A 22,383-nucleotide genomic window follows, 5' to 3' on the forward strand; every position below is an offset into this window, starting at 1 on the left:
GGCGCCCCTTCCCCCAGCGTCACTTGCTGAGGTGGGTCCAGAACTCGTCGAACGACAGAACCTTGTCGCCGTTGAGGTCACGGGTCTTGATGATGGCCTCCGCGACCGACTCCGTGACGTTCCAGTCGCCGCCCTGGGCGAGGGCGGCCTTGAACTCGGCGGCGGTGATGAAGCCGTCGCCGTCCGTGTCGATCCGCTGGAATTCCTTGCGTGCTTCCTCGATGTCGGCCATCGGTCCGCCCCTTTTCGTCATACCTTGCTGTCGTCCTGACGCAGGTCAGATTAACGGCCCGCCCGAACGCGCAGAGCGGCGACCACCCAGGCGAACTCCTCCCGGTGCGCCGAAGGGCATTCGACACCGTTCACGGCGGCCGACAGCTCGCGGTAGCGGGCGACCCGGTCGTTGGCGGCCGCGGTCAGCCGCTCCAGGACCGCGGCCCGGTCGGCGTCGCCGAGCACCTCGCGCAGTACGTCCTCGGCCTCCGGCGCCTCGGGCGCGACGCCCCGGCGCAGCGCCTCGCCGGCGAGCTGGACGAGCCGGCTCATGAACCACAGGGAGGTGCCCGGCGGCACGTCCGGTCCCCGGTCCGCCGCGTTGAACTCGATCATCCGGCGCATCAGACGGCGGAAGTCCGGGTCCTGGATCAGCTCGGCGAGCTCCACCCAGGCGTCCACCTGCTCGGGCGTGGGGTCCTCGGGCAGCTCGGCCGCCCCGAACCGCAGCCTGCGGCGGATGTCGGGGTCGGCCGTGTCGATCCCCTCGAAGATCTCCGTCATGAAGTCCTCGACGATCCGCGCGCGTTCGGCGGCCGACAGTCGTGCCAGCTTGTGCATCAGGGTCATCTCCTCGACGGTCGAGCCGCGTCGCGCGACGGTCGACAGCACCGCGCGGGTCACCCGCAGCGATCCGATCTGCGCGTCCAGCGCCTTCACATGCGCGGCCGCGACCTGGGCGACCGTCGTCTCGCCGGTCAGTACCCGGTGGACGTCGCTCAGCCCCAGGCCCAGTTCGCGCAGGGTGCGGACCAGTTCCAGGCGGGCCACGGACGCGGCGTCGTAGAGGCGGTAGCCGCCCGCGGAGCGGCCCACCGGGGGCAGGGCGCCCTCGTCGGACCAGTAGCGGATGGTGCGCACGCTCAGGCCGGTCGCTCGGGCCAGCTCACCGATGGTGAAAAGGCCGGTGCCGTCTTCGATCATGTCTGCGAGTCTGGGCCTTCCAGTGGGTGGAGACTCAAGCGGGGAGACGGGACGCGATGACGCGGAACCTGCGGGACATTCTGACGGCGGCGGCCCGGGGGGTGTTCCCCGCGGCGGACGGCGGTACGACGGTGGTACCGCAGCACTCCGCCCGGGACGCCGGGGTCATCGCCTTCACCGCGCATTCCGTGGTCTTCACCGACGAGGATCCGCGGTGGGTGCGCGAGGCGCTGGCCGAGGTGGACTGCGACGCGCTCGCGGCACCCATGAACGCCCGGTTCCTGGCGGCGCTGCTGGACCGCACGGGCCGCCGCCACGACACGATCGACCTGCTCCTGGTCGGCTCCCCGCTGTCGGGCGAGCCGGCGCTGCCCCTCGCCGAGATCGAGGACCCGGACCATCCCCGGGTCGTGGCCTCCCGCCGGCGCCGGGACGGTGTGCGGGTGTGGACCGCCGAGGGGGGCGTGCTGGTGCTGGGACGCGGGGTCGCGGGGCGGCTGGAGGTGGCGGTCGAGGTGGCCGAGGGGCTACGGCACCAGGGGCTGGGCCGGCGCCTGGTGACGGCGGCGCGGCAGCTGGGCGGGGGCGAGCCGGTGTGGGCCCAGGTGTCGCCGGGCAACGCCCGCAGTCTGCGGGCGTTCCAGGCGGCCGGTTACGTTCCGGTGGGGTCGGAGGCGCTGCTGGGGCCCCGCTGACGGCCCCAGGGCGCCCGATGGCGTTCGGGCGTCAGCGGAAGACCCCGGTGTGGCCGAGCGAGTAGCGGCCGGGCTGGGGGTAGACCGCGAGGCCGTGCGGACCGTGGCCGACCTTGATGCGGGCCAGTTGCCTGCCGGTTGCGGTGTCGATGGCGTACACCTCGGAGTTGTACCGGCCCGACAGCCACAGCACCTTGCCGTCGGCGGAGACGCCGCCCATGTCGGGGCTGCCGCCGTTCGGCAGGTGCCATTTCTTGATCAGCGCCTTCTTGCGGAAGTCGAAGACGGAGATGGTGCCCTCGCCGCGGTTGGAGATGTACATCTCGTGCGAGTCGCGGCTGACGTACAGGCCGTGAGCGCCCTTGCCGGTGGGCAGCAGGGTCGGCCGGGTGAACCGGTCGCCGTCCAGGACCCACACGCCGTCGGCCTTCATGTCGGCGATGTAGAAGGTCTTGCCGTCGGGGGAGATCTTGACGTCCTGCGGCATCGCTCCCTGGTAGGGGAGCTTCTCCTGCGCGATCACCTTCATATTGGCGGTGTCGACCTTGAGCAGTTCGCCGCTGAACTCGCAGGAGACGATGAAGTAGCGGCCGTCGGTGGAGAAGTCGGCGTGGTTGACGCCGTAGCAGGTCACCGGCAGCGTCTTGATCCGCTTCATGGTGTGGGGGTCGCGGAAGACGAGTTCGCGGTCCTGGGAGGCCATGACGACGGCGTACTTGCCGTCGGGCGTGAAGTAGAGGTTGTACGGGTCGTGCACCTCGACGGGGCTGCCCGCGGTGCCGGTTCTCGGGTCGATGGGGGTGAGGGTGTTGCCCAGGTCGTTGTTGACCCACAGGGTCTTCAGGTCCCAGGAGGGCACGACGTGCTGGGGCTGGTGGCCGACCCGGATCGTCTCGATGACCCGGTACGTCCTGGGGTCGATGACGGTGACGGTGTCGGACTGGGTGTTGGGGACGTAGACGCGGGAGGGGAAGTCCTTGACCACCGGGGAGAGCTGGTTCGGGCGGTCGGCGGCGTAGACGTCCTTTGGGTCGAGGACGGGGGGCATGCCGGGCAGGCTCTGGTCGTCGGCCTGCTGCTTGGGCCGGGGCTCCCGGATCGCCGCGGCCTTGGTGGCGGCGCTCTCGTGCGCCTGGCCCCCGGAGCCGGAGCCGCAGGCGGTGAGGAGGGTGACGGAGACGAGGGCGGCGACGGTCAGGAGGGCGCGCCCGAGCGGTTTCGCGTGCATCAGCTGAACAGCTCCGTGGTGGTGACCGCGTGCAGTCCGCGGCGGCCGAGTTCGTCGAGTACGGCGGGGAGCGCGGCGACCGTGCCCGGGTAGCCGAAGTGCAGGCTGACCACGGATCCGTTGCGGATCTCGCCGAGCACCTTGCGGGTGACGGCGGCCGCGCCTGGCTCGGTGAAGTCGAGGGAGTCGACGTCGTAGGAGAGGACGTGCGGGTATCCGGCGCGGGCCGCCAGCCGTTCGACGAGCGGCGAGGCGCGCGGGGAGCGGGAGGGGCGGAACCAGGTGCCGATGGAGCCGGTGAGGCGCTTGAGCCGGTCGGCGCAGGCCTGGATCTCGGCCTGTGCCGCGGACTCGGACATGGCGTTGATGTTCAGGTGCCGGTGGGTGTGGTTGCCGAGGTCGTGACCGCCGTCGAGGATGCGGCGGGCGATGTCGGGGTGGTCGTCGAGCCAGGTGCCGACGGCGAGCACGGTCAGTCGGGCGCCGTGTTTCTCGGCCGTGGTGAGCAGGGAGCGGGCGATGGACGGGTCGCCCTGGCCGTGGAAGGTGAGGGCCACGCGGGGACGGTTGCGCGGTCCGTGGGTGAGTTCGGAGGGCTGGCCGGGCAGGCGGCGCGGGGCCGGGGCGACGGCCGGGACGGGCGTGGCGGCGCGTGCGGACGCGGCGTGCGCGGGCGCGGCGCCGGTGGGAGTGGTGCTCGCGGGGGCGGGGTGGGCGACGGCACCGGTCGTGGCGCATCCGGCGGCCAGTGCTCCGCCGGCCGCGAGCCCGGCGCCCGCCCGCAGTGCCGTGCGACGGTCGGTATGAGTCATCCGCACCATTTAAAGGGTGCATTGTAAGAAAAAGAGCGATTGGCTCCACCGACGGTCGACACGGGTCGCGAGCCACGGCAGAACCACCGGCTCGCCTGACCGGCAGTCACCCGGGCCGCAGGCCAACCGGGTCGGCGGACCGACGGGCCGCCCAGGCCGGCGAGCCGCGGAGGTCGGCGGGCCGCGGAGGTCGGCGGCCACCCGGACCGGCAGGCCGACAGGCCGCCCAGGTCGGCGGGCCGCGGAGGTCGGCGGTCACCCGGACCGGCAGGCCGACAGGCCGCCCAGGTCGACAGGCCGCGGAGGTCGGCGGTCACCCGGACCGGCAGACCGACGGGCCGACCGGGCCTCAGCGGTCGCCCGGGCCGAGGCAGCCACCTCGGACCGGCAGGCCGACCGGGCCGACCGGCCATCCGGGCCTCAGCGGCCGACCGGGCCGAGGCAGCCACCCCGGACCGGCGGACCGGCAGGCCTCCCAGGTCGGCAGGCCACACGGGTGGGCAGGTCACACGGACCGACGGGCCGCACAGGGCATCTGGCCGCCGCCCGGGTCACCCGGGCCTGCGGGCCACCTGGGCCGCCGGGCGCACGGGCCGAAGCGGTCGCCCGCGCCCATGCGGGCGACCGGGGCTCAGCGTTCGGTGACTCTCATTTCGAACCAGGTCGTCTTGCCTCGTGGCAGGAGGTCGACGCCCCAGCGGTCGGAGAGTTTGTCGACGAGGAACAGGCCCCGGCCACTGACGTCCATCTCCTGGACCGGCATCAGACAGGGCAGACCCCGGGAGGGGTCGCGGACCTCAACCCGGATCCAGCCGCGGCGGCGGCGCATCCGCAGGCCGAAGACCCGGGCGCCGGTGTGGCGTACGGCGTTGCCGACGAGTTCGGAGACCAGCAGGACCACGTCCTCGGCCATCTTGGGGGTCAGGCCCCACTGGCGCAGGACCACCACCTGGGCCAGCCGGCGGGCCGTCGCGGCGGACTCGGGGCGGGACGGCAGCGGGACCTCCGCCTCCGTCGGATTGCCGAACAGCTCCAGGGCCTTCAGTGCTCGTTCGTCCTCGACCGCAGGCGACCAGCGCGCCGCCGTCGGACGGCCCTGTCCCCGCGGCTGTTCGATGCCCTCCAGCCCCGCCATGCCCCCCATCATGGCCGCACGTACGGTTCTCCGGGGTCGTTCTGGAGGAATACGTCCCCCGGAACACAATATTCCGCCTGATTCGATCGGCATATGCCAATGGCAGTTCGGTGCTCGCGACAACCCCTCCGACCTGCGCCGGAGGCAAGATCCCAGGCAATCGACAGGTCACCTCGACAAGGCGGCCTTAAGGTCCGTTTAAGGTTTCCATAAACCGCCCCATCGAGGGACCCGGGATCAGACACCACGTCAATTGCAAGTGGTTCGGGAGAGTTTCACCGTCCCGGTCTCACCGAGCCGCTCTCACCGGAACCTCACCTTGCGTCCGGCGTGCCGTCACTGGAACTTGGCCTTGCCGGGCCCCTCCTCCACGAAGCTGCGCATGCCGCGCTCGCGGTCCTCGGTGGCGAACAGGCCCGCGAACCAGGTGCGTTCCACGGCCAGTCCGGTCTCGATGTCCGTCTCCAGGCCGGCGTCGACCGACTCCTTCGCCGCGCGCAGCGCGAGCGCCGGGCCCTGGGCCAGCTTCGCCGCCCAGGCGTGCGCCTGCGGGTAGACCTCGGCGGCCGGGACGACCCGGTCCACCAGGCCGAGCGCCAGCGCCTCCTCGGCCTTCACCATGCGGCCCGTGAAGATCAGGTCCTTGGCCCGGGAGGGGCCGATCAGCCGGGCCAGGCGCTGGGTGCCGCCCGCGCCCGGGATCAGGCCGAGCAGGATCTCCGGCTGGCCGAGCTTGGCGTTGTCCGCCGCGATGCGGTAGTCCGCGCACAGCGCCAGCTCGCAACCGCCCCCCAGGGCGTAGCCGGTGACGGCCGCCACCACGGGCTTGGGGATGCGGGCCACAGCCGTGAACGATTCCTGGAGGGCGCGCGAGCGCAGGACCATCGCCGTGTGGTCCATCGCCTGCATCTCCTTGATGTCCGCGCCCGCCGCGAACACCTTCTCCCCGCCGTACAGCACCACCGCGCGGATGTCCTCGCGGCGGCCGGCCTCCTCGGCCAGCTCCTTGATGCGGTCCTGGACGGCGACGTCCAGCGCGTTCATCGGCGGGCGGTCCAGACGGATGGTACCCACGCCTTCGGCGACTTCAAGATGCACAGTCATGAGGGCAGGTTAACGGGCATTAACGCGTACGGCCCCGGTGCAGTACCTCACACCGGGGCCGTACGGTCGGTCGGCGCTCAGGCCTTCCACTTCTCCCAGGACATGTTCCAGCCGTTGAGGCCGTTGGCCGGGTCGACCACCGGGTCGGTGGAGTGCTTGACCTCCACCACGTCACCGATCATCGAGTGGTTGAAGAACCAGGCGGCCGGCACGCCGCTGTCGTAGCCGCCGCGCACGTCGCGCAGGCCGACACAGCCGTGGCTGGCGTTGTAGTTGCCGAACGCGTCGCCGCCCCAGTAGTTGCCGTGCACGAAGGTGCCGGAGTCGGTCAGGCGCATGGCGTGCGGCACGTCCTTGATGTCGTACTCGCCGTCGTAGCCGACGGTGTCGCCGTTCATCCGGGTGACCTTGAACTTCTCGCTGATGACCATGCTGCCGTTCCAGGTCGCGTAGCCGGCCTTGCCGGTGGTGACCGGGATGGTCCTGACGGTCTTGCCGTCCTGCATGACCTTCATCGTGTGCTTCTTGGCGTCCACGACGGACACCTGGTTGCGGCCGATGGTGAAGGAGACGGTCTTGGACTGCTTGCCGTAGACGCCCTTGCGGCCCTCGACCCCGTCGAGGTTGAGCTTGACGGTGACCTTGGTGCCGGACTTCCAGTAGTCCTCGGGACGGAAGTCCAGACGGTCGTTGCCGAACCAGTGGCCCTCGACGTCCACGGCGGGCTCGGTCGTGATCTCGATGGCCTTCTTCACGTCGTCCGGCTTGGTGATGCCGCGCGTGAAGCGGATCGAGAACGGCATGCCGACACCGACGGTGGAGCCGTCCTCGGGGGTGAAGGTGCCGATGAAGGTGTTCTTCGGGCTGAGCGTGGTGAAGGAGGAGTCCTCGGCGGCCGTGCGGCCCGCGGAGTCCTTGGCGACCGCGTGCACCTCGTACTTGGTGGAGGCCGCCAGGTGCGTGGCGGGCGTCCAGCCGGCGCCGTCCGCCGAGATCGCGCCGTCGACCTTCGTGCCCTTGGCGTCCTTGACGGTGACCTCGGTCAGCTTGCCCTTGGTGGCGGTGACCTTGAGGGCGCCGCTGGTGTCGACCTCCTTGGCGCCGGTCTTGGGCGAGATGGTGACGACCGCCTCCGACTGCGCGCTCTGCGTCGCGGACGCCTGCTTGCCCTTGTCCTTGCCGTCGCCGGATCCGGCGTCCGCCCCGCCCCCGCAAGCGGTGACGGAGACCAGCAGCACGCCGAGGGCGGCGGCCATCAGACCGCCACGGCCCCGCTTCCGCGTTCCGCCCACCCGCGCGTCAACCGACGCCCCCGATATCGGTCGCACGTTCAACTCTTCTCCCCTCGCCGGACCCCGGCCCGGCCACCCCGGCGCATCCCATGCGCTCTCTGGCGCATATTAACCACATGATCAGTGCGGTCGATGCCCGCCGATTGTCACCGTTCAGTCCCAACTGAGCTCCCTCCCCCTTCGTCAGGTCCCGCACCCCGCCCGGTCACTTGTCCGCGCTCCCCGCCTTCCACTGCTTCCACCCCATGTTCCATCCGCCGAGCCCGTTGTCGGGGGCGACCTTCTTGTCGTCGCTGTGGACGACCTCGATGACGTCACCGATCAGGCTGCGGTCGAAGAACCAGCCCGCGGGGGTGTCCGAGGCGCCGCCCTTCACGTCCCGCAGACCCACGCATCCGTGGCTGACGTTGGTGTGCCCCGGGGCTTCGGGCGCCCAGTAGTTGCCGTGCAGGAAGGTGCCCGATTCGGTCAACTGCATGGCGTGCGGCACGTCGGGGATGTCGTACTCGCCGCCGAAGCCCACCGTGCGGCTGTTCATCCGGGTGACCTCCAGCATGTCCATCACCACCATCTTCCCGTTGTAGGTGGTGGTCTTGGGGGCGCCCGCGGTGATGGGCACGGTGGCCACCAGTGCGCCGTCGCGCCGCACCTGCATGGTGTGCTTCGCCGCGTCGACCAGCGAGACCTGGCTGCGGCCGACGGTGAAGGAGACCGTCCGGTACTGGAGTCCGTAGACCCCGCGTGCTCCCTCGACGTCCCGCAGGCGCAGGCTGACGGTGACCTTGGTGCCGGGCTTCCAGTACTGCTCGGGGCGGAAGTCCAGGCGGTCCTTGCCGAACCAGTGCGGGCGGATCTCGACCGCCGGCTGCGCGGTGACGCTGACGGCCCGCTCGACGGCGGCCCGGTCGTCGATCTTCCGGCTGAAGGCCAGCGAAACGATCATTCCGGTGCCGACCGTGGAACGGTTCTCCGGGGTCACGTACCCGATGAACCGCTCGGCAGGGACGAAGGTGGTGAAGGTGGTGTGCCGCGCCGAACGGCGGCCGTCGCCGTCGACGGCGACCACGTCGACCGTGTACTTCGCCGCGAGCGCCAGCTGCTCCGTGGGCTCCCAGCGCCGCCGGTCCGACGAGAGGCGGCCGGGTACCGGAGACTCCTGCGCGTCCTGCGACTTGACCACCCGCACCGACTCCAGGCGCCCGTCGGTCACCAGGACCCCCAGCGCCCGGCCGGGGCGGACCTCCTTGCTGCCGTCGTCGGGCGAGATCCGGATGACGTCCTCGGGGTCCTGCGCTCTGCCGAGCGCCCCGTCGGCGCCGATCACCCCCGTCGGGTCCGTGTCGCAGCCGGCGGCGCCCGCAAGCAGCCCTGCCCATGTCAGTACGGCGGCCAGCGCGGCCCCCGCGCGCCGTGCGCGCCCGTGTACGTGCCTCACATGAATGCCAACGACCGGCCCGCCCCGTGGAAACGTGAGTGCGAGCCACGAGCTGGGCAGAACAGTGGGGAGGACGACGCGACAGGTGGCCGCGGCCGGGACGCCGCGGGCCCGTCACCCGATGTTCCACGTCGTGCCATGAGCCGCGGGAGGCCGAACCGTGTCCAGCGCAGCCGAGCAGGAGGCGGTGGCGGAAGAGCGCGCCACCGGGGACGGGCGTCCGGTCGCCGCCGCCAACGGCGCACGGCGCAGGACGCCCGGGGTGCCGGTGTGGCCGGGTGCGCCGACGCCGCTGGGAGCCCGCTTCCGGGTCGGCCCCGACGGGGTGGCGGGCACCAACTTCGCGCTGTGGGCGGGCGGGGCCGAGGCGGTCGAGCTGTGCCTGTTCGACGGGCGCGGCCCGGACAGCAAGGAGACCCGCGCCCCGCTGACCGAACTGACGCACGAGATCTGGCACGGTTTCGTCCCGGGAGTGATGCCGGGTCAGCGTTACGGCTTCCGGGTGCACGGCCGCTGGGACCCGTGGACCGGCGCCCGCTGGAACCCGGCGAAGCTGCTCCTCGACCCGTACGCGCGCGCGGTGGACGGCGACTTCCGGCTGCCGCCGGAGGTGTACGGGCATGTCCGCGACTGGCCCCAGCAGCAGGTCGCCGACACCGTGCGCGACGACCGGGACTCGGCGCCGTACGTCCCGAAGGGCGTGGTCGTGCACGACGACGCGCCGGACGACGAGTGGACGGACGACCGCCGCCCGAAGACGCCCTGGGCCGACTCGGTGATCTACGAGCTGCACGTCAGGGGCTTCACCAAGCTGCACCCCGGCATCCCGCCGGAGCTGCGCGGCACCTACGCGGGCCTCGCGCACCCGGCGGCGATCGAGCATCTGGTGAAGCTGGGCGTGACGGCCGTGGAGCTGTTGCCGGTGCACCAGTTCGCGCACGAGGACCATCTGCTGCGACGGGGGCTGCGCAACTACTGGGGCTACAACTCGATCGGCTACTTCGCCCCGCACGCCGGGTACGCCGCCTCCGGTACGACCGGTCAGCAGGTCGGCGAGTTCAAGGACATGGTCCGGGCGCTGCACGCGGCCGGCATCGAGGTCATCCTCGACGTGGTCTACAACCACACCGCGGAGGCCGGCGAGCTGGGCCCGACTCTCTCGCTGAAGGGCATCGACAACCGCGGCTACTACCGGCTCCAGTCGGACGCCCGCCGCTACGCCGACTACACCGGCTGCGGCAACACCCTGCACGTGGTCCAGCCGCAGGTGCTGCGCCTGATCACCGACTCGCTGCGCTACTGGGTGACGGAGATGGGCGTCGACGGCTTCCGGTTCGACCTCGCGGCCGCGCTGGCCCGCTCCATGCACGACGTGGACATGCTCTCCCCGTTCCTGGCCGTGATCGCCCAGGACCCGGTGCTGCGCCGGGTGAAGCTCATCGCCGAGCCGTGGGACGTCGGCTCCGGCGGCTACCAGGTCGGCGCGTTCCCGCCGCTGTGGACCGAGTGGAACGACCGCTACCGCAACGCCGTACGGGACTTCTGGCGGCACGCCCTGCCGGACGTGCGCGAGATGGGCTACCGGCTGTCGGGGTCGAGCGACCTGTACGCCTGGGGCGGGCGGCGGCCGTACGCCTCGGTCAACTTCGTCACCGCGCACGACGGTTTCACCCTGCGCGACCTGGTGTCGTACGAGCGCAAGCACAACGAGGCCAACGGCGAGGGCAACCGGGACGGCACGGACGACAACCGGTCGTGGAACGGCGGCGCGGAGGGCGAGAGCGAGGACGAGCGGGTACGGGCGCTGCGGCGGCGCCAGCTGCGCAACCTGCTGACCACCCTGCTGCTGTCCACGGGGGTGCCGATGCTGGTCGCGGGCGACGAGCTCGGGCGTACCCAGCGCGGCAACAACAACGCCTACTGCCAGGACAACGAGATCGGCTGGCTGGACTGGAGCCTGCTGGAGGACCCGTGCTGGCGCGCCCTGTTCGAAATGACCTCACGGCTGATCGCGCTGCGCCACCGCCATCCGGTGCTGCGCCGCCGGGCATTCTTCTCCGGGCGGGCGCACTCGGCGGACGGGCTGCGGGACCTGGCCTGGTTCACCGCGCGGGGCGCGGAGATGACGGAACGGGACTGGTACGCGCCCGCCGCCACGCTCGGCATGTACCTCTCCGGGCGGGACATCCCGGGCCGCGACGAGCGGGGCGCGCCGATCGTCGACGACAGCTTCCTGGCCGTGCTGCACGCCGGGGACCGGCCGGTGAGCTTCGTGCTGCCTGGGCCGCCGTGGGCGGAGCGCTACGAAGTGGTCGTGGACACCTCGCGAGAGGAGCAGGCGCGGCCGCCGGGGGTGACGCACCGTGCGGGGGAGGAGATCACGGTGCCGGCCCGGTCCGTGCTGCTGCTGAAGGTCGGCTGAGCGGCACGCACGTCACCGCCGGGAGCGCGCGGATCAGCCGAGTATTCCGCGTTCGTACGCCGTCGCCACCGCGGCCGCCCGGTCCTTGACGCCGAGCTTGGCGTACAGGTGGGTGAGGTGGGTCTTCACGGTCGCCTCGCTGATGAACAGCTCCCGGGCTATCTCCCGGTTCGGCGTGCCCCGGGCGACCAGGGCCAGCACCTCCCGCTCGCGGGCGGACAGCGGCTCGCCGCCGGGCGCGCGCACGGCGCTGACCAGGCGGGAGGCGACGGCCGGGGAGAGGACCGTACGGCCCTCGGCGGCGGCCCGGACGGCGGTGAACAACTCGTCGCGGGGCGCGTCCTTCAGCAGGTACCCGGTCGCGCCCGCCTCGATCGCGGGCAGGGTGTCGGAGTCGGTGTCGTAGGTGGTCAGCACGAGGACCCTGGCGCGGGCCCGGCGGCGGGTCAGCTCGGCGATGGCGTCCACTCCCCCGCCGCCCGGCATCCGCAGGTCCATCAGGATCACGTCCGGGTCGAGGGCGGCGGCCAGTTCGACGGCCTCCACCCCGTTCACCGCCTCGCCGACGACGGTGAAGCCGGGCGCGGAGTCGAACATGCCGCGCAGGCCGTCGCGTACGACGGGATGGTCGTCGACGATCAGCAGCGAGATGGCGGTGTCATCGGTCATGGCGCACCAACGGTACGCGAGCCGACAGCGCGGTGCCGTGGCCCGGTTCGGACTCCACGGCGAGGGAGCCGGCGATGCGTTCGGCGCGGGCGCGCATCCCGTCGAGGCCGAACCCGCCGGTGCGGGTGCGCCGCGGCAGGCTCTCGGGGTCGAAGCCGGTGCCGTCGTCGCGGACGTCGAGGGTGACCTCGTCGCCCATGAAGCTCAGGGTGACGCCGACACGGGTGGCGGCCGCGTGCCGGGCCGCGTTGGACATGGCCTCCTGGGCGATGCGCAGCAGGGTGGCGGAGACCTCGTCGTGCAGTTGCTCCGCGGTGCCTGTCACGGTGAACTCGGCGCGCAGTCCGGTGCGTTCGCCCCATTCGGCGACCGTCTTCTTCAGTGCCTCCGGCAGTCCGTCGTCGGCCAGTGCCACCGGGGCGAGGTTGTGCACGCTGCGGCGGGCCTCGCCGAGACTGTGCCGGGCCAGGTCGGCGGCCCGGCCCAGGTGGGTGCGGGCCACGTCCAGGTCGGGGGCGCTCGCCACGACCTGGAGCTGGGCGATGATGCCGGTCAGGCCCTGGGCGATGGTGTCGTGGATCTCGGCGGCCAGCCGTCGGCGTTCGTCGGCGACCCCGGCCTCCCGGGCCTGGACGAGGAGTTGGGCGTGCAGCGCGGCGTTTTCGTCGAGGGCCTGCTGCAACGCGGCGTTGGTGCGGCCGAGTTCGGCGATGGTCTCGGCCTGGGTGCGGGCCTGCGCCTGCTCCTGCACGTTGAACCGGTTGAAGAGGGCGACCAGTCCGAGGTTGGCGCCGAACACCACGAGGAAGCCGAGCCACCACAGCAGACCGCGCGGCGGCATGCCGCCGATCTCGCTGCCCGCCATGGTGGCGGCGGTCAGGAAGAGTCCCGGCAGCATCAGCCGCCGGGTCAGCTGGCGGGCGGCGCTGTAGTAGCCGGTGACGGCGTAGAAGGCGAAGAAGGGGTTGAGCCAGGTGAGCACGAATCCGAGCGCCCAGCGGACGAAGTACAGTGCCGAGCTCGCCCGGTTGGGCCCCGACCACCTCCGGGCCGCCCGTCCCCAGCCCAGCTGGAGCAGTAAGGAGGCGGCCACCAGCAGGCCGGCGGCCCACATCGCGGCCGGAGTCATCCCGACCGCCCGGGCCGAGCCGGCCGCCGTCAGCACGCCCACCGCGAGCAGGGCGTAGGGCCCCCAGAGGTCGAAGAAGGCCCTGCGCTCGGGGTGTTCGGCCTGGGTCATGGCTCCAGTGTCCGGCACGGTCGGCTCACTCCCAACGGAACCAGCGCGCCGCGCCCGCCGTCAGCAGCACCGTCCAGAGCGCGAGCACGCCCAGGTGGTCCCAGCCGGGCCAGTGGCCCGCGGCGGCCTGGTCCAGGGCGCGGGCCGCCGCGCCGAACGGGGTCAGCGTCACCCCCCGGGCCAGCGCGTCCGGCATCGCCCGCACCGGGATCCACACGCCCGCGCAGAACATCATCGGGAAGAACACCGCCGAGCCGATCGCGCCCGCGATCCTCGTGGTGCGCGACAGCGCCGAGACGACCGCGCCGAGCGCGAGGGCCGCCGCGGCCGCGAGCAGCAGCGCCAGCAGGTACCCGGCGGGCTGTCCGGGCAGCCGTACGTCGAAGGCGAGCCGGCCGACGGCGAGCGCGAGCAGCGCCGAGCCCAGCGCCACCGTGCCCTGCACGGTCATCTGCGCGGACAGCAGGGCGGTGGGCCGTACGGGGGTGACCCGCATCCGGCGCAGGATGCCGCGCTCCCGGTAGCCGGTCAGCGCCTGGGGCAGGGTCTGCACCCCGGACATGATCAGGGCGATCAGTACGGCGATGGGCACATAGGCGTCGACCGGCCGCAGCCCGCCCAGGGAGTCGTCGGCGTCCCGGAACGACGGGATCGAACCGAGGATCACCAGGAGCAGGGTCGGGAACAGGAAGACCCAGAAGACGGCACCGGGTTCGCGGCGGAACAGCCGGAACTCGGCGCGCAGGACCGCGGTGTTCATATCGCCTTCTCCTTCTCCTCGGTGAGGTCGAGGAACGCGTCGTCGAGCGTGGCGTCGGTGACGCGCAGCTGGTGGGCGGTGACCCGGTGGCGGGCGAGCAGGGTGATGACGGCGTTGACCGTCTCGTCGGTGCCGGAGAGCGTGACGCGGCCGTCCTTGTGCTCGACGGACGCGAGCGCGGGGAGCGCGTCCAGTTCCCGGTCGTCCAGCGGGGCGGACGGGGTGAAGCTGATGACGGTGGCGCCCGCGGAGCGCCGGATCAGTCCGGCCGGAGTGTCCAGGGCGGCCACCCGGCCCTTGTCGATCACCGCGATCCGGTCGCAGAGCCGCTGGGCCTCCTCCATGAAGTGGGTGACCAGCAGGACGGTGACCCCGCCCGCCCGTACGTCCTCGATGAGCTGCCAGGTGTCCCGGCGGGCCCTGGGGTCCAGGCCGGTGGTCAGCTCGTCCAGGACGACGATCCGCGGGTTGCCGATCAGGGCGAGCGCGATGGACAGGCGCTGCTTCTGGCCGCCGGAGAGCTTCCCGAACCGGGTGGTGAGCCGGTCGGTCAGGCCCAGGCGCTCGGCGAGCGGGCGCCAGTCCAGCGGGTCGGGGTAGAAGGCGGCGTACAGCTCCAGGGCCTCGCGGACGGTCAGTTTCGCCTGGAGCTCGCTCTCCTGGAGCTGGGCGCCCAGGACGCGGGCGACCCGTTCGTGGTCGGCGACCGGGTCGAGGCCGGTGACCCGGACCCGGCCGGCGTCGGGCACGCGCAGGCCCTCGACGCACTCGACGGTGGTGGTCTTGCCGGCGCCGTTCGGGCCGAGGACGCCGAAGATCTCGCCCTCCTCCACGGCGAAGGAGACACCGTCGACGACGGCGCGGCCCCCGTAGACCTTGCGCAGGTCGGTTACCTCTATGACGGACATGCGTCGAGCGTGCCGTGGGGAGCGCCGCGGGCACATCGGCCGTCTCGCTCGAACGGGCATCGGCCGATCGGATGATGCCGCCGTACGACCTCTCGAACACGCAGGTCGTAGGACCTTCGCCCGAGCCGGGTCCGGCCAAAACTCGGTGGGCGATGTCAGTGGCGAACCGTAGGCTCGCTCCTGATGTCCACTACACCTGCCGCCGCCGAGAACCGCTCCGCCGTGCGCACCCTGCTACGGCTGTGGCCGTATGTGCGCCCGGTGCGGGCGAGACTGTTCACCGCCGCTTTCGTCGCGATCGTCGCCTCCTGCGTGGGGCTGGTGATACCGCTCGTACTGAAGTGGATGGTCGACGGTCCGATCGCCGACCGGGACTCCGCGGGCGTGTGGCGGGGCGCGCTGTACCTGCTGCTGCTCGGGGTCGCCGAGGCGCTGCTGTTCGGGCTGCGGCGCTGGCTGGTGGCGCGTCCGCTGTCGCATGTCGAGGCGTCGATGCGGGCGCGGCTGTACCGGCACCTCCAGCGGCTGCCGGTGGCCTTCCACGACCGGTGGGCCTCCGGACAGCTGCTGTCACGGGCGACCACCGACCTGATGCTGGTCCGGATGTTCCTCGCCTTCCCGCTGACGTTCCTGCTGGTCAACGGGGTGACCATTGTCATCGGCGTGGTCATCATGCTGCTCCAGGACTGGACGCTGGGCCTGGTGATCCTGGGCCCGACGGTGCCCCTGGTGGTCATGTGCGTGGTCTTCGAGGAGCGGTACGCGCACGCGGCGCGCCTCGCCCAGGACCAGGTCGGCGATCTGACCACGGTGGTCGAGGAGAGCGTGCTCGGCATCCGCATCGTCAAGGGCTTCGGACGCCACCGCAGTCAGGCGCGGGCGTTCCGTGAGCTGGCGCGGACGCTGCGGGGCACGGAACTGCGCAAGGCGCGGCTGCTGGCGGCGATCTGGGCGGTGATCGTGACACTGCCGGAACTGGCCATCGGTGCGGCCCTGGTGGTCGGGGCGATGCAGGTGGCGGACGGCACGCTGTCGGCGGGCACGCTGGTGGCCTTCCTGTCGACGGCGCTGGCACTGCGCTGGCCGGTGGAGTCCATCGGCTTCCTGCTGGCGATGAGCCAGGAGGCATCGACGGCGACCGAGCGCTTCTTCGAGGTGATGGACGCACCGCCGGAGTCGACCGCCCCGGACGCCCCGCCCGCCGGGGACGCCTCGCCCACCGCGAACGGCTCACCCGCCGAGGACGGCGGGCTGCGCTTCCACGGCGTCCGGTTCCGCTATCCGGACGCCCCGCCGGACTCCCCGCCGCTGCTCGACCACATCGAACTGCATGTCCGCCCCGGTGAGTCGATGGCCCTGGTCGGGGCCACCGGAAGCGGGAAGACCACCCTCACCGCGCTCGTCCCCCGGCTGCACGAGGTGACGTCCGGGCGGATCACCCTGGACGGCGAGGACATCGCCGCGATGCCCCGCGAGGAGCTGCGCACCAAGGTCGCGGTCGCCTTCGAGGAGCCCACGCTGTTCTCGGCGAGCGTCGGGGACAACGTCCTGATGGGCGCCGACGGCGACGCCGGGCCGCCGGAGCTGGAGCGGGCCCTGGCCGTCGCCCAGGCGGCCGACTTCGTGCACGCGCTGCCGCAGGGGACGCTGACCCAGGTCGGCGAGCAGGGCCTGAGCCTGTCCGGCGGCCAGCGGCAGCGCCTCGCGCTGGCGCGCGCGGTGGTCGGCCGGCCGCGGTTCCTGGTGCTCGACGACCCGCTGTCGGCCCTGGACGTGCACACGGAGGCCGCCGTCGAGGCCGCCCTGCGCCGGGTGCTCGTGGACACCACGGCCCTGATCGTCGCCCACCGGCCGTCCACGGTCCTGCTCGCCGACCGGGTCGCCCTGCTCGCCGACGGGCGCATCCAGGCCGTCGGCACCCACCAGGAACTGCTGCGCACCAGCACGGAGTACGCCCGGCTGATGTCCGGGGACGATCCCGCAGACCCGTCCGGCCACGAGGAGGGCGACCGATGACCGCCGCCACGACGTCCGCCGCCGTCACCGAGGGGGAGGACGAACCGGAGCGCCCCGAGCAGGCCGCCGACCCCTTCGACCGCGACGTACTGCCCACCCCGCCCGGTGCCACGGCCGCGCTGCTGCGCTCCCTGCTCGCCCCGATGAAGGGGCGGGTGGTGCTCACCACGACCCTGCTGCTGCTCCAGCAGGCGGCGGTGCAGACGGGGCCGCTGCTGGTGGCGTACGCCATCGACCGGGCCGTGCCGGCGCTGCGCGGCGGCGACCGCGGTCCGCTGATCGCGGTGGCCGTCGCCTATCTGCTGTGCGCGCTGGTGTCGGGCGGGATGCAGTACGCGTTCACCGTGGTCTCCGCCCGGGTGAACCAGGACGTCCTGCTCGATCTGCGCGGCCGGATCTTCCGCCACGCCCAGGCGCTCAGCGTGGACTTCCACGAGCGCTACACCTCGGGCCGGCTGATCTCCCGCTCCACGACGGACGTCGAGTCGCTGCGCGAGCTGCTCAACGAGGGCTTGCAGGAGCTGGTGACGGTCCTGCTGTCGTTCGTGTACATCGCGGCGATGCTGCTCTGGCTGGACCTGGGCATCGGCGCGGTCGCGATGGCCTCGGCCGTGCCGCTGTACCTGCTCGTACGGCTGTACCAGCGGCGCGCGGGCGAGGTGTACCGGGAGCGGTCCACGGCGATCGCGGGGGTGATCGTGAAGTTCGTGGAGACGATGAACGGCATCCGGCCGGTGCGCTCCTTCCGCCGCGAGGCCGCCAACGACGCCGAGTTCGCCGTCCTCAACGGGCGGCACGAGCGCACCAACGGCGACGCGCTGCTGGAGATGGCCCGCTATGTCGTCGGGTCCCGGCTGGTGTCCGGCACCGCCCTGGCCCTGACCGTGCTGTGGGGGGCCTGGCGGGTGGCGGACGACTCGCTGGCGCTGGGCGTGCTGGCGGCGGCGGTGCTGTATCTGCGGCGGCTGTACGACCCCATCGACCGGCTCGGCATGTTCCTCAACTCCTACCAGTCGGCGGCCGCCTCGCTGGAGAAGATCGCGGGTCTGCTGGCGCAGACGCCGTCCGTGCCCGAGGCCGTGAAGCCCCGGGAGCTGCCCGCGCGCGAGGGCGCCCACCCGGGCCGCACGGTCGTCTTCGACGCCGTCCGGTTCGCCTACCGCACCGGCGGCGAGATCCTGCCCCGCTTCGACCTGACCCTGCCGGCCGGGCAGACGGTCGCGGTGGTCGGCTCAACCGGCGCCGGCAAGTCCACGCTGGCCAAGCTGCTGGCCCGCTTCTACGACCCCACCGCGGGCCGCGTCACGCTGGACGGCGTCGACCTGCGCGACCTCGCGCTGCCCGAACTGCGGCGCGGGGTGGTCATGGTGACGCAGGAGGCGTTCCTGTTCTCCGGCACGGTCGCCGAGAACATCGCGATCGGCCGTCCGGACGCGAGCCGGGAGGAGATCGAGCGGGCGGCGAAGGCGATCGGCGCGCACGAGTTCATCAGTGCCCTGCCGGACGGCTACGACACGGACGTCCGCAAGCGGGGCGGGCGGATCTCCGCCGGCCAGCGGCAACTCGTGGCCTTCGCCCGGGCGTTGCTCGCCGACCCGGCGGTGCTGATCCTGGACGAGGCGACCAGCTCGCTGGACATCCCCGGCGAGCGGGCGGTGCAGCAGGCGATGACGACGGTGCTGCGCGGCCGTACCGCGGTGGTGATCGCGCACCGGCTGTCGACCGTCGAGATCGCCGACCGGGTGCTGGTCATGGAGCACGGACGGATCGTGGAGGACGGCAGCCCGGCCGAACTGACCGCGGGCACGGGCAGGTTCTCCGACCTGCACCGGGCCTGGCGGGACAGTCTGGTCTGAGCGGGGGACCCGGCAGTGATCGACGCGTACGAGGACCCCGGCACGCCCGACAGCCGCGGCGGCTGGCGCTATCTGTGGTGGCTGGTGACCCGGCAGCCCTGGCGGTCCGTCGCCGGGGCGGTGATCGCCAGTGTCTGGATGGTGCTCGGGGCGGCGACGCCGTATCTGATGTCCCGGGCGATCGACGACGGTCTCCAGCCGGGCGATCCGGGCGCGCTCGCCGGGTGGACGGCCGCGCTGTTCGCGGTCGGCGCGTTCAACGCCTGGCTGGGCATCATGCGGCACCGCACGATGACCCGGGTGCGGATGGACGCCAACTTCCGCACGGTCAAGGTGGTCGTCGGGCACACGGTGCGGCTGGGGGCCTCGCTGGCGCGCCGGACCGGGGCCGGTGAGGTGGTCACGATCGGCGTGGGCGACGTGCAGACGATCAGCACGTCCCTCACGGTGGTCGGGCCCGGGGTCGGCGCGCTCGTCGCCTACACCGTGGTCGCCGGGCTGCTGCTGTCGGTCTCGGCGCGGCTGGCCGTGGTGGTGCTGCTCGGGGTGCCGGTGATCGTCGTACTGGTGGGGCCGCTGCTGGGGCGGTTGCAGGGCGCGGAGTCGGAGTACCGGGAGCGGCAGGGCGTGCTGACCGCGCGCATCGGCGATCTGGCGGGCGGCCTGCGGGTACTCAACGGCCTGGGCGGCAAGGAGCTGTTCGCGGACACCTTCCGCCGGGACTCGCGGCGGCTGCGCGAGCAGGGCTACCGGGTCGGCGCGGTGACGAGCTGGATGCAGGCGCTCGGGGTCGGGCTGCCGACGCTGTTCCTCGGCGTGGTGACCTGGCTCGCGGCCCGGTCGGCCGCCCAGGGTGAGATCACCGTGGGCGAACTGGTGGCGGTGTACGGCTATGTCGCGGTCCTGGTGGGCCCGGTGGCGTTCCTGGTCGAGTTCGGCCACCAGCTCGCCCGGGGCGTGGTGGCCGCCCGGCGGGTGGTGGGGCTGCTGCGGCTGGAGCCCGAGCCGGACGACGGGACGTGTGCCGCCCCGGCCGAACCGGCGGTGCTGTACGACCCGGAGTCCGGGGTGCGGGTGACACCGGGGCGGCTGACCGCGCTGGCCGGGGCGCGGCCCGCGGACACGGCGGCCGTGCTCGACCGGCTCGGCCGGTACGCGCCGTCGGCGGCCACCTGGGGGGAGATCCGTCTGGACGAGATCCCGCTGGCGCAGGTCCGGGCGCGGATCCTGGTCGCCGACCACGACGCCGACCTGTTCGCGGGCATGCTGCGGGAGCTGGTCGGCGGCCGCCGGGAGCCGGCCGAGCGGAACATCTGGCGGGCGGTGCACTCGGCGGTGGCCGACGACATCGTGCAGGGCCTGCCGGACGGGCTCGACTCGGCGATCGACGCGCGGGCCCGCAATCTGTCCGGCGGACAGCGGCAGCGGGTGCGGCTGGTGCGGGCGCTGCTGGCCGACCCCGAGGTACTGCTGGCGGTGGAGCCGACGTCGGCGCTCGACGCGCACACCGAGGCGGCGGTGGCGGCCCGGCTGCGGCCGGCCCGCAGCGGCCGCACCACCGTGCTGACCAGCACCTCCCCGCTGGTCCTCGACCACGCCGACACCGTGCACTTCGTGGTGGACGGCAAGGTCGCCGCGACGGGCACGCACCGCCGGCTGCTGGCCCAGGAGCCGGAATACCGAGCCCTGGTCGCCCGGGGCGCCGAGCCGGTCGCGGCCGGCACGGACCCGGCCCCGGACCCGGACACCAGGATGAGTGCGGACAGCGGGACGGGTGCCGGTGCCGGTGCCAGTGCCGGTGCCGGTGCCGGTGCCGAGGAGGTCGTGGCATGAGCCGAGGGCAGCTCCCCGTCGCCGGACCCGCCGAGGTGCGGCGGGCGGCGGTGCGGCTGGTGCGGGCCGACGGGCGCGGGTTCTGGGCCGTACTGGTGCTGAACGCGGCGGCTGCGGGGGCCGGGCTGGCCGGGCCCTGGCTGCTGGGGCGGATCATCGACACGGTGCGGACCGGGGGCGGGGTCGCGGCGGTGGACCGGCTCGCGGCCGGCATCGTGCTGTGCGCGCTCGGGCAGCTGCTGCTGGCGCGCTGGGCCCGGTACGCGGGGCACCGCTTCGGGGAGCGGACGCTGGCGCGGGTGCGCGAGGAGTTCGTCGACCGGGCGCTTTCGCTGCCCGCGTCCGTGGTGGAGCGGGCCGGCACCGGCGATCTGACGGCGCGCGGCACGGCGGACGTGACGACCGTCGGCACCACCCTGCGCGACGCCGGGCCCGAGCTGCTGATCAACTCCGTGCAGGCGCTGTTCCTGCTGGGCGCCGTCTTCGCGCTCGACCCGCTGCTCGGCCTGGTCGGAGTGGCCTGCCTGGCCCCGATCGGGGTGGCGCTGCGCTGGTATCTGCGCCGGGCCCGGCAGGGCTATCTGGCGGAGGGCGCGGCCGGTTCGCAGGTCGCCGAGATCCTCGGGGCGACCGCGTCCGGGGCGCGTACCGTCGAGGCGTTCCATCTCGGCGAGCGACGGATCGCGGCGAGCCGCGAGGCGCTGGAGGTGTCCCGGCGCAGACGGCTGTACACGCTGTTCCTGCGGACGGTGTTCTTCCCGGCGGTGGAGACGTCGTACGTACTGCCGGTGGCCGGGGTGCTGCTGGTCGGCGGCCTGCTGCACGGCCACGGCGGGATGAGCCTGGGCGCGGTGGTGGCGGGCGCGCTGTATCTGAAGCAGCTCGGCACGCCGCTGGACGAGGTCCTCATGCGGGTGGAGATGCTCCAGAGCAGCGGGGCGTCGTTCGCGCGGGTGGAGGGGCTGGCGCGGGCCGCGCGCCCGGACGCGGCCGGGCGGTACGTGCTGCCCTCGGACGACCGTATCGACGTGACCGGGGTGCGGTACGCCTACGACCGCGGCGGCGAGGTGCTGCGCGGCGTCGACCTGACCGTGCGGCCCGGGGAACGGCTGGCGGTGGTCGGTCCGTCCGGCGCCGGCAAGACCACGCTGAGCCGGCTGCTGGCGGGCGTCGACGCGCCGAGCGCCGGTGCGGTGACGGTGGGCGGGGTGCCGGTCGCGGAGCTCGGGCCGGAGCGGCTGCGCCGCCAGGTCGTGCTCGTCACCCAGGAGCACCATGTCTTCCTCGGCACGGTCCGCGACAACCTGCGGATCGCCGAACCGTCCGCCGGGGACGCGCAGTTGTGGGCGGCGCTGGCGACGGTCGGCGCCGAGGCCTGGGTGCGCGCCCTGCCCGACGGGCTGGACACCGAGCTCGGCGAGGGCGGCCTGGGCACCGACGGCTCCCAGGCGCAGCAACTCGCCCTGGCGCGGGTGGTGCTGGCCGATCCGCACACGCTCATCCTCGACGAGGCCACCGCGTTGCTGGACCCGGCGACCGCCCGGCACACCGAGCGGGCCCTGGCCGCGGTGCTGCGCGGCCGTACGGTCATCGCCATCGCGCACCGGCTGCACACCGCGCACGACGCCGACCGGGTGGCGGTGATGGAGGACGGCCGCCTCGCCGAACTCGGCACCCACGACGAACTGGTGGCGGCGGGCGGGGCGTACGCGGCGCTGTGGGCGACCTGGCACGGGGACCCTGCGGACGGCTCCGCCCCCGCCTGACCCCCTGGAAGGGCC

At 72.9% G+C, this 22,383-nt stretch carries 18 protein-coding genes; 6 read left to right on the forward strand and 12 right to left on the reverse strand.

Features of this window, described 5'->3' with window-relative positions:
• Positions 1 to 19 precede the first annotated feature (19 nt).
• Both FNH09_RS30825 and FNH09_RS30830 read right to left on the reverse strand, forming a co-directional pair.
• Positions 20 to 232 carry an EF-hand domain-containing protein gene (locus FNH09_RS30825; RefSeq protein WP_152893190.1) on the reverse strand — a complete coding sequence of 71 codons (213 nt, stop codon included), beginning with the start codon at positions 230 to 232 and terminating at the stop codon, positions 20 to 22.
• A gap of 50 nt (positions 233 to 282) precedes the next feature.
• The gene (locus FNH09_RS30830; protein WP_152893191.1) at positions 283 to 1,197 is read right to left on the reverse strand and encodes a helix-turn-helix domain-containing protein; all 915 of its coding nucleotides are present in this window, start codon (positions 1,195 to 1,197) and stop codon (positions 283 to 285) included.
• Positions 1,198 to 1,253: 56 nt separating this feature from the next.
• Here FNH09_RS30830 and FNH09_RS30835 point away from each other — a divergent pair, with 56 nt between their 5' ends.
• The gene (locus FNH09_RS30835) at positions 1,254 to 1,892 is read left to right on the forward strand and encodes a GNAT family N-acetyltransferase (protein WP_152893192.1); all 639 of its coding nucleotides are present in this window, start codon (positions 1,254 to 1,256) and stop codon (positions 1,890 to 1,892) included.
• A 31-nt stretch (positions 1,893 to 1,923) separates the two neighbouring features.
• Here FNH09_RS30835 and FNH09_RS30840 read toward each other — a convergent pair whose 3' ends face one another.
• The 6 genes from FNH09_RS30840 to FNH09_RS30865 form a co-directional block, all read right to left on the reverse strand.
• Positions 1,924 to 3,120, reverse strand: a complete 1,197-nt coding sequence (locus FNH09_RS30840; RefSeq protein WP_152893193.1) for a YncE family protein — start codon at positions 3,118 to 3,120, stop codon at positions 1,924 to 1,926.
• A complete protein-coding gene (locus tag FNH09_RS30845; protein ID WP_152893194.1) occupies positions 3,120 to 3,932 on the reverse strand; it encodes a polysaccharide deacetylase family protein in 813 nt (270 codons plus the stop codon). The genes FNH09_RS30840 and FNH09_RS30845 overlap by 1 nt, the downstream gene beginning before the upstream one ends.
• 631 nt (positions 3,933 to 4,563) lie before the next feature.
• Entirely contained in the window at positions 4,564 to 5,067 is a 504-nt protein-coding gene (locus FNH09_RS30850; protein ID WP_152893195.1) for an ATP-binding protein, read from the reverse strand.
• A 336-nt stretch (positions 5,068 to 5,403) separates the two neighbouring features.
• Positions 5,404 to 6,171 carry an enoyl-CoA hydratase/isomerase family protein gene (locus FNH09_RS30855; RefSeq protein WP_152893196.1) on the reverse strand — a complete coding sequence of 256 codons (768 nt, stop codon included), beginning with the start codon at positions 6,169 to 6,171 and terminating at the stop codon, positions 5,404 to 5,406.
• Positions 6,172 to 6,248: 77 nt separating this feature from the next.
• A complete protein-coding gene (locus FNH09_RS30860; RefSeq protein WP_420802791.1) occupies positions 6,249 to 7,505 on the reverse strand; it encodes a L,D-transpeptidase in 1,257 nt (418 codons plus the stop codon).
• 163 nt (positions 7,506 to 7,668) lie between these two features.
• Positions 7,669 to 8,898, reverse strand: coding sequence for an Ig-like domain-containing protein (locus FNH09_RS30865; RefSeq protein ID WP_162469342.1), 1,230 nt, complete (start codon positions 8,896 to 8,898; stop codon positions 7,669 to 7,671).
• 160 nt (positions 8,899 to 9,058) lie between these two features.
• On the opposite strand from FNH09_RS30865, the gene glgX reads away from it, so the two are divergent.
• Positions 9,059 to 11,320 (forward strand): glycogen debranching protein GlgX, encoded by a 2,262-nt coding sequence (gene glgX / locus FNH09_RS30870; RefSeq protein WP_162469343.1) that lies wholly within the window; start codon positions 9,059 to 9,061, stop codon positions 11,318 to 11,320.
• A gap of 33 nt (positions 11,321 to 11,353) precedes the next feature.
• On the opposite strand, the gene FNH09_RS30875 is transcribed toward glgX, so the two are convergent.
• From FNH09_RS30875 to FNH09_RS30890, 4 genes are read right to left on the reverse strand one after another with little or no spacing between them, the layout of a single operon-like run.
• Complete coding sequence (locus FNH09_RS30875) at positions 11,354 to 11,989, reverse strand: response regulator (RefSeq protein WP_152893198.1); 636 nt, start codon at positions 11,987 to 11,989, stop codon at positions 11,354 to 11,356.
• Positions 11,979 to 13,229, reverse strand: a complete 1,251-nt coding sequence (locus FNH09_RS30880) for a sensor histidine kinase (protein ID WP_152893199.1) — start codon at positions 13,227 to 13,229, stop codon at positions 11,979 to 11,981. Before FNH09_RS30880 ends, FNH09_RS30875 begins: the two co-directional genes overlap by 11 nt.
• Before the next feature lie 25 nt (positions 13,230 to 13,254).
• Positions 13,255 to 13,989 carry an ABC transporter permease gene (locus FNH09_RS30885; RefSeq protein ID WP_152893200.1) on the reverse strand — a complete coding sequence of 245 codons (735 nt, stop codon included), beginning with the start codon at positions 13,987 to 13,989 and terminating at the stop codon, positions 13,255 to 13,257.
• Entirely contained in the window at positions 13,986 to 14,897 is a 912-nt protein-coding gene (locus tag FNH09_RS30890; protein ID WP_152893201.1) for an ABC transporter ATP-binding protein, read from the reverse strand. The genes FNH09_RS30885 and FNH09_RS30890 overlap by 4 nt, the downstream gene beginning before the upstream one ends.
• Before the next feature lie 183 nt (positions 14,898 to 15,080).
• On the opposite strand from FNH09_RS30890, the gene FNH09_RS30895 reads away from it, so the two are divergent.
• The 4 genes from FNH09_RS30895 to FNH09_RS30910 are packed head-to-tail and all read left to right on the forward strand — an operon-like array spanning position 15,081 to position 22,368.
• Complete coding sequence (locus tag FNH09_RS30895; RefSeq protein ID WP_152893202.1) at positions 15,081 to 16,913, forward strand: ABC transporter ATP-binding protein; 1,833 nt, start codon at positions 15,081 to 15,083, stop codon at positions 16,911 to 16,913.
• Positions 16,910 to 18,769, forward strand: a complete 1,860-nt coding sequence (locus tag FNH09_RS30900) for an ABC transporter ATP-binding protein (protein ID WP_152893203.1) — start codon at positions 16,910 to 16,912, stop codon at positions 18,767 to 18,769. Before FNH09_RS30895 ends, FNH09_RS30900 begins: the two co-directional genes overlap by 4 nt.
• A 15-nt stretch (positions 18,770 to 18,784) precedes the next feature.
• Positions 18,785 to 20,602 carry an ABC transporter transmembrane domain-containing protein gene (locus tag FNH09_RS30905; RefSeq protein WP_162469344.1) on the forward strand — a complete coding sequence of 606 codons (1,818 nt, stop codon included), beginning with the start codon at positions 18,785 to 18,787 and terminating at the stop codon, positions 20,600 to 20,602.
• Entirely contained in the window at positions 20,599 to 22,368 is a 1,770-nt protein-coding gene (locus FNH09_RS30910) for an ABC transporter ATP-binding protein (RefSeq protein ID WP_152893204.1), read from the forward strand. The genes FNH09_RS30905 and FNH09_RS30910 overlap by 4 nt, the downstream gene beginning before the upstream one ends.
• Positions 22,369 to 22,383: the final 15 nt, after the last annotated feature.

It is taken from the genome of Streptomyces adustus, assembly GCF_009377175.1.
GTDB classification, from domain to species: Bacteria; Actinomycetota; Actinomycetes; order Streptomycetales; family Streptomycetaceae; genus Streptomyces; species Streptomyces adustus.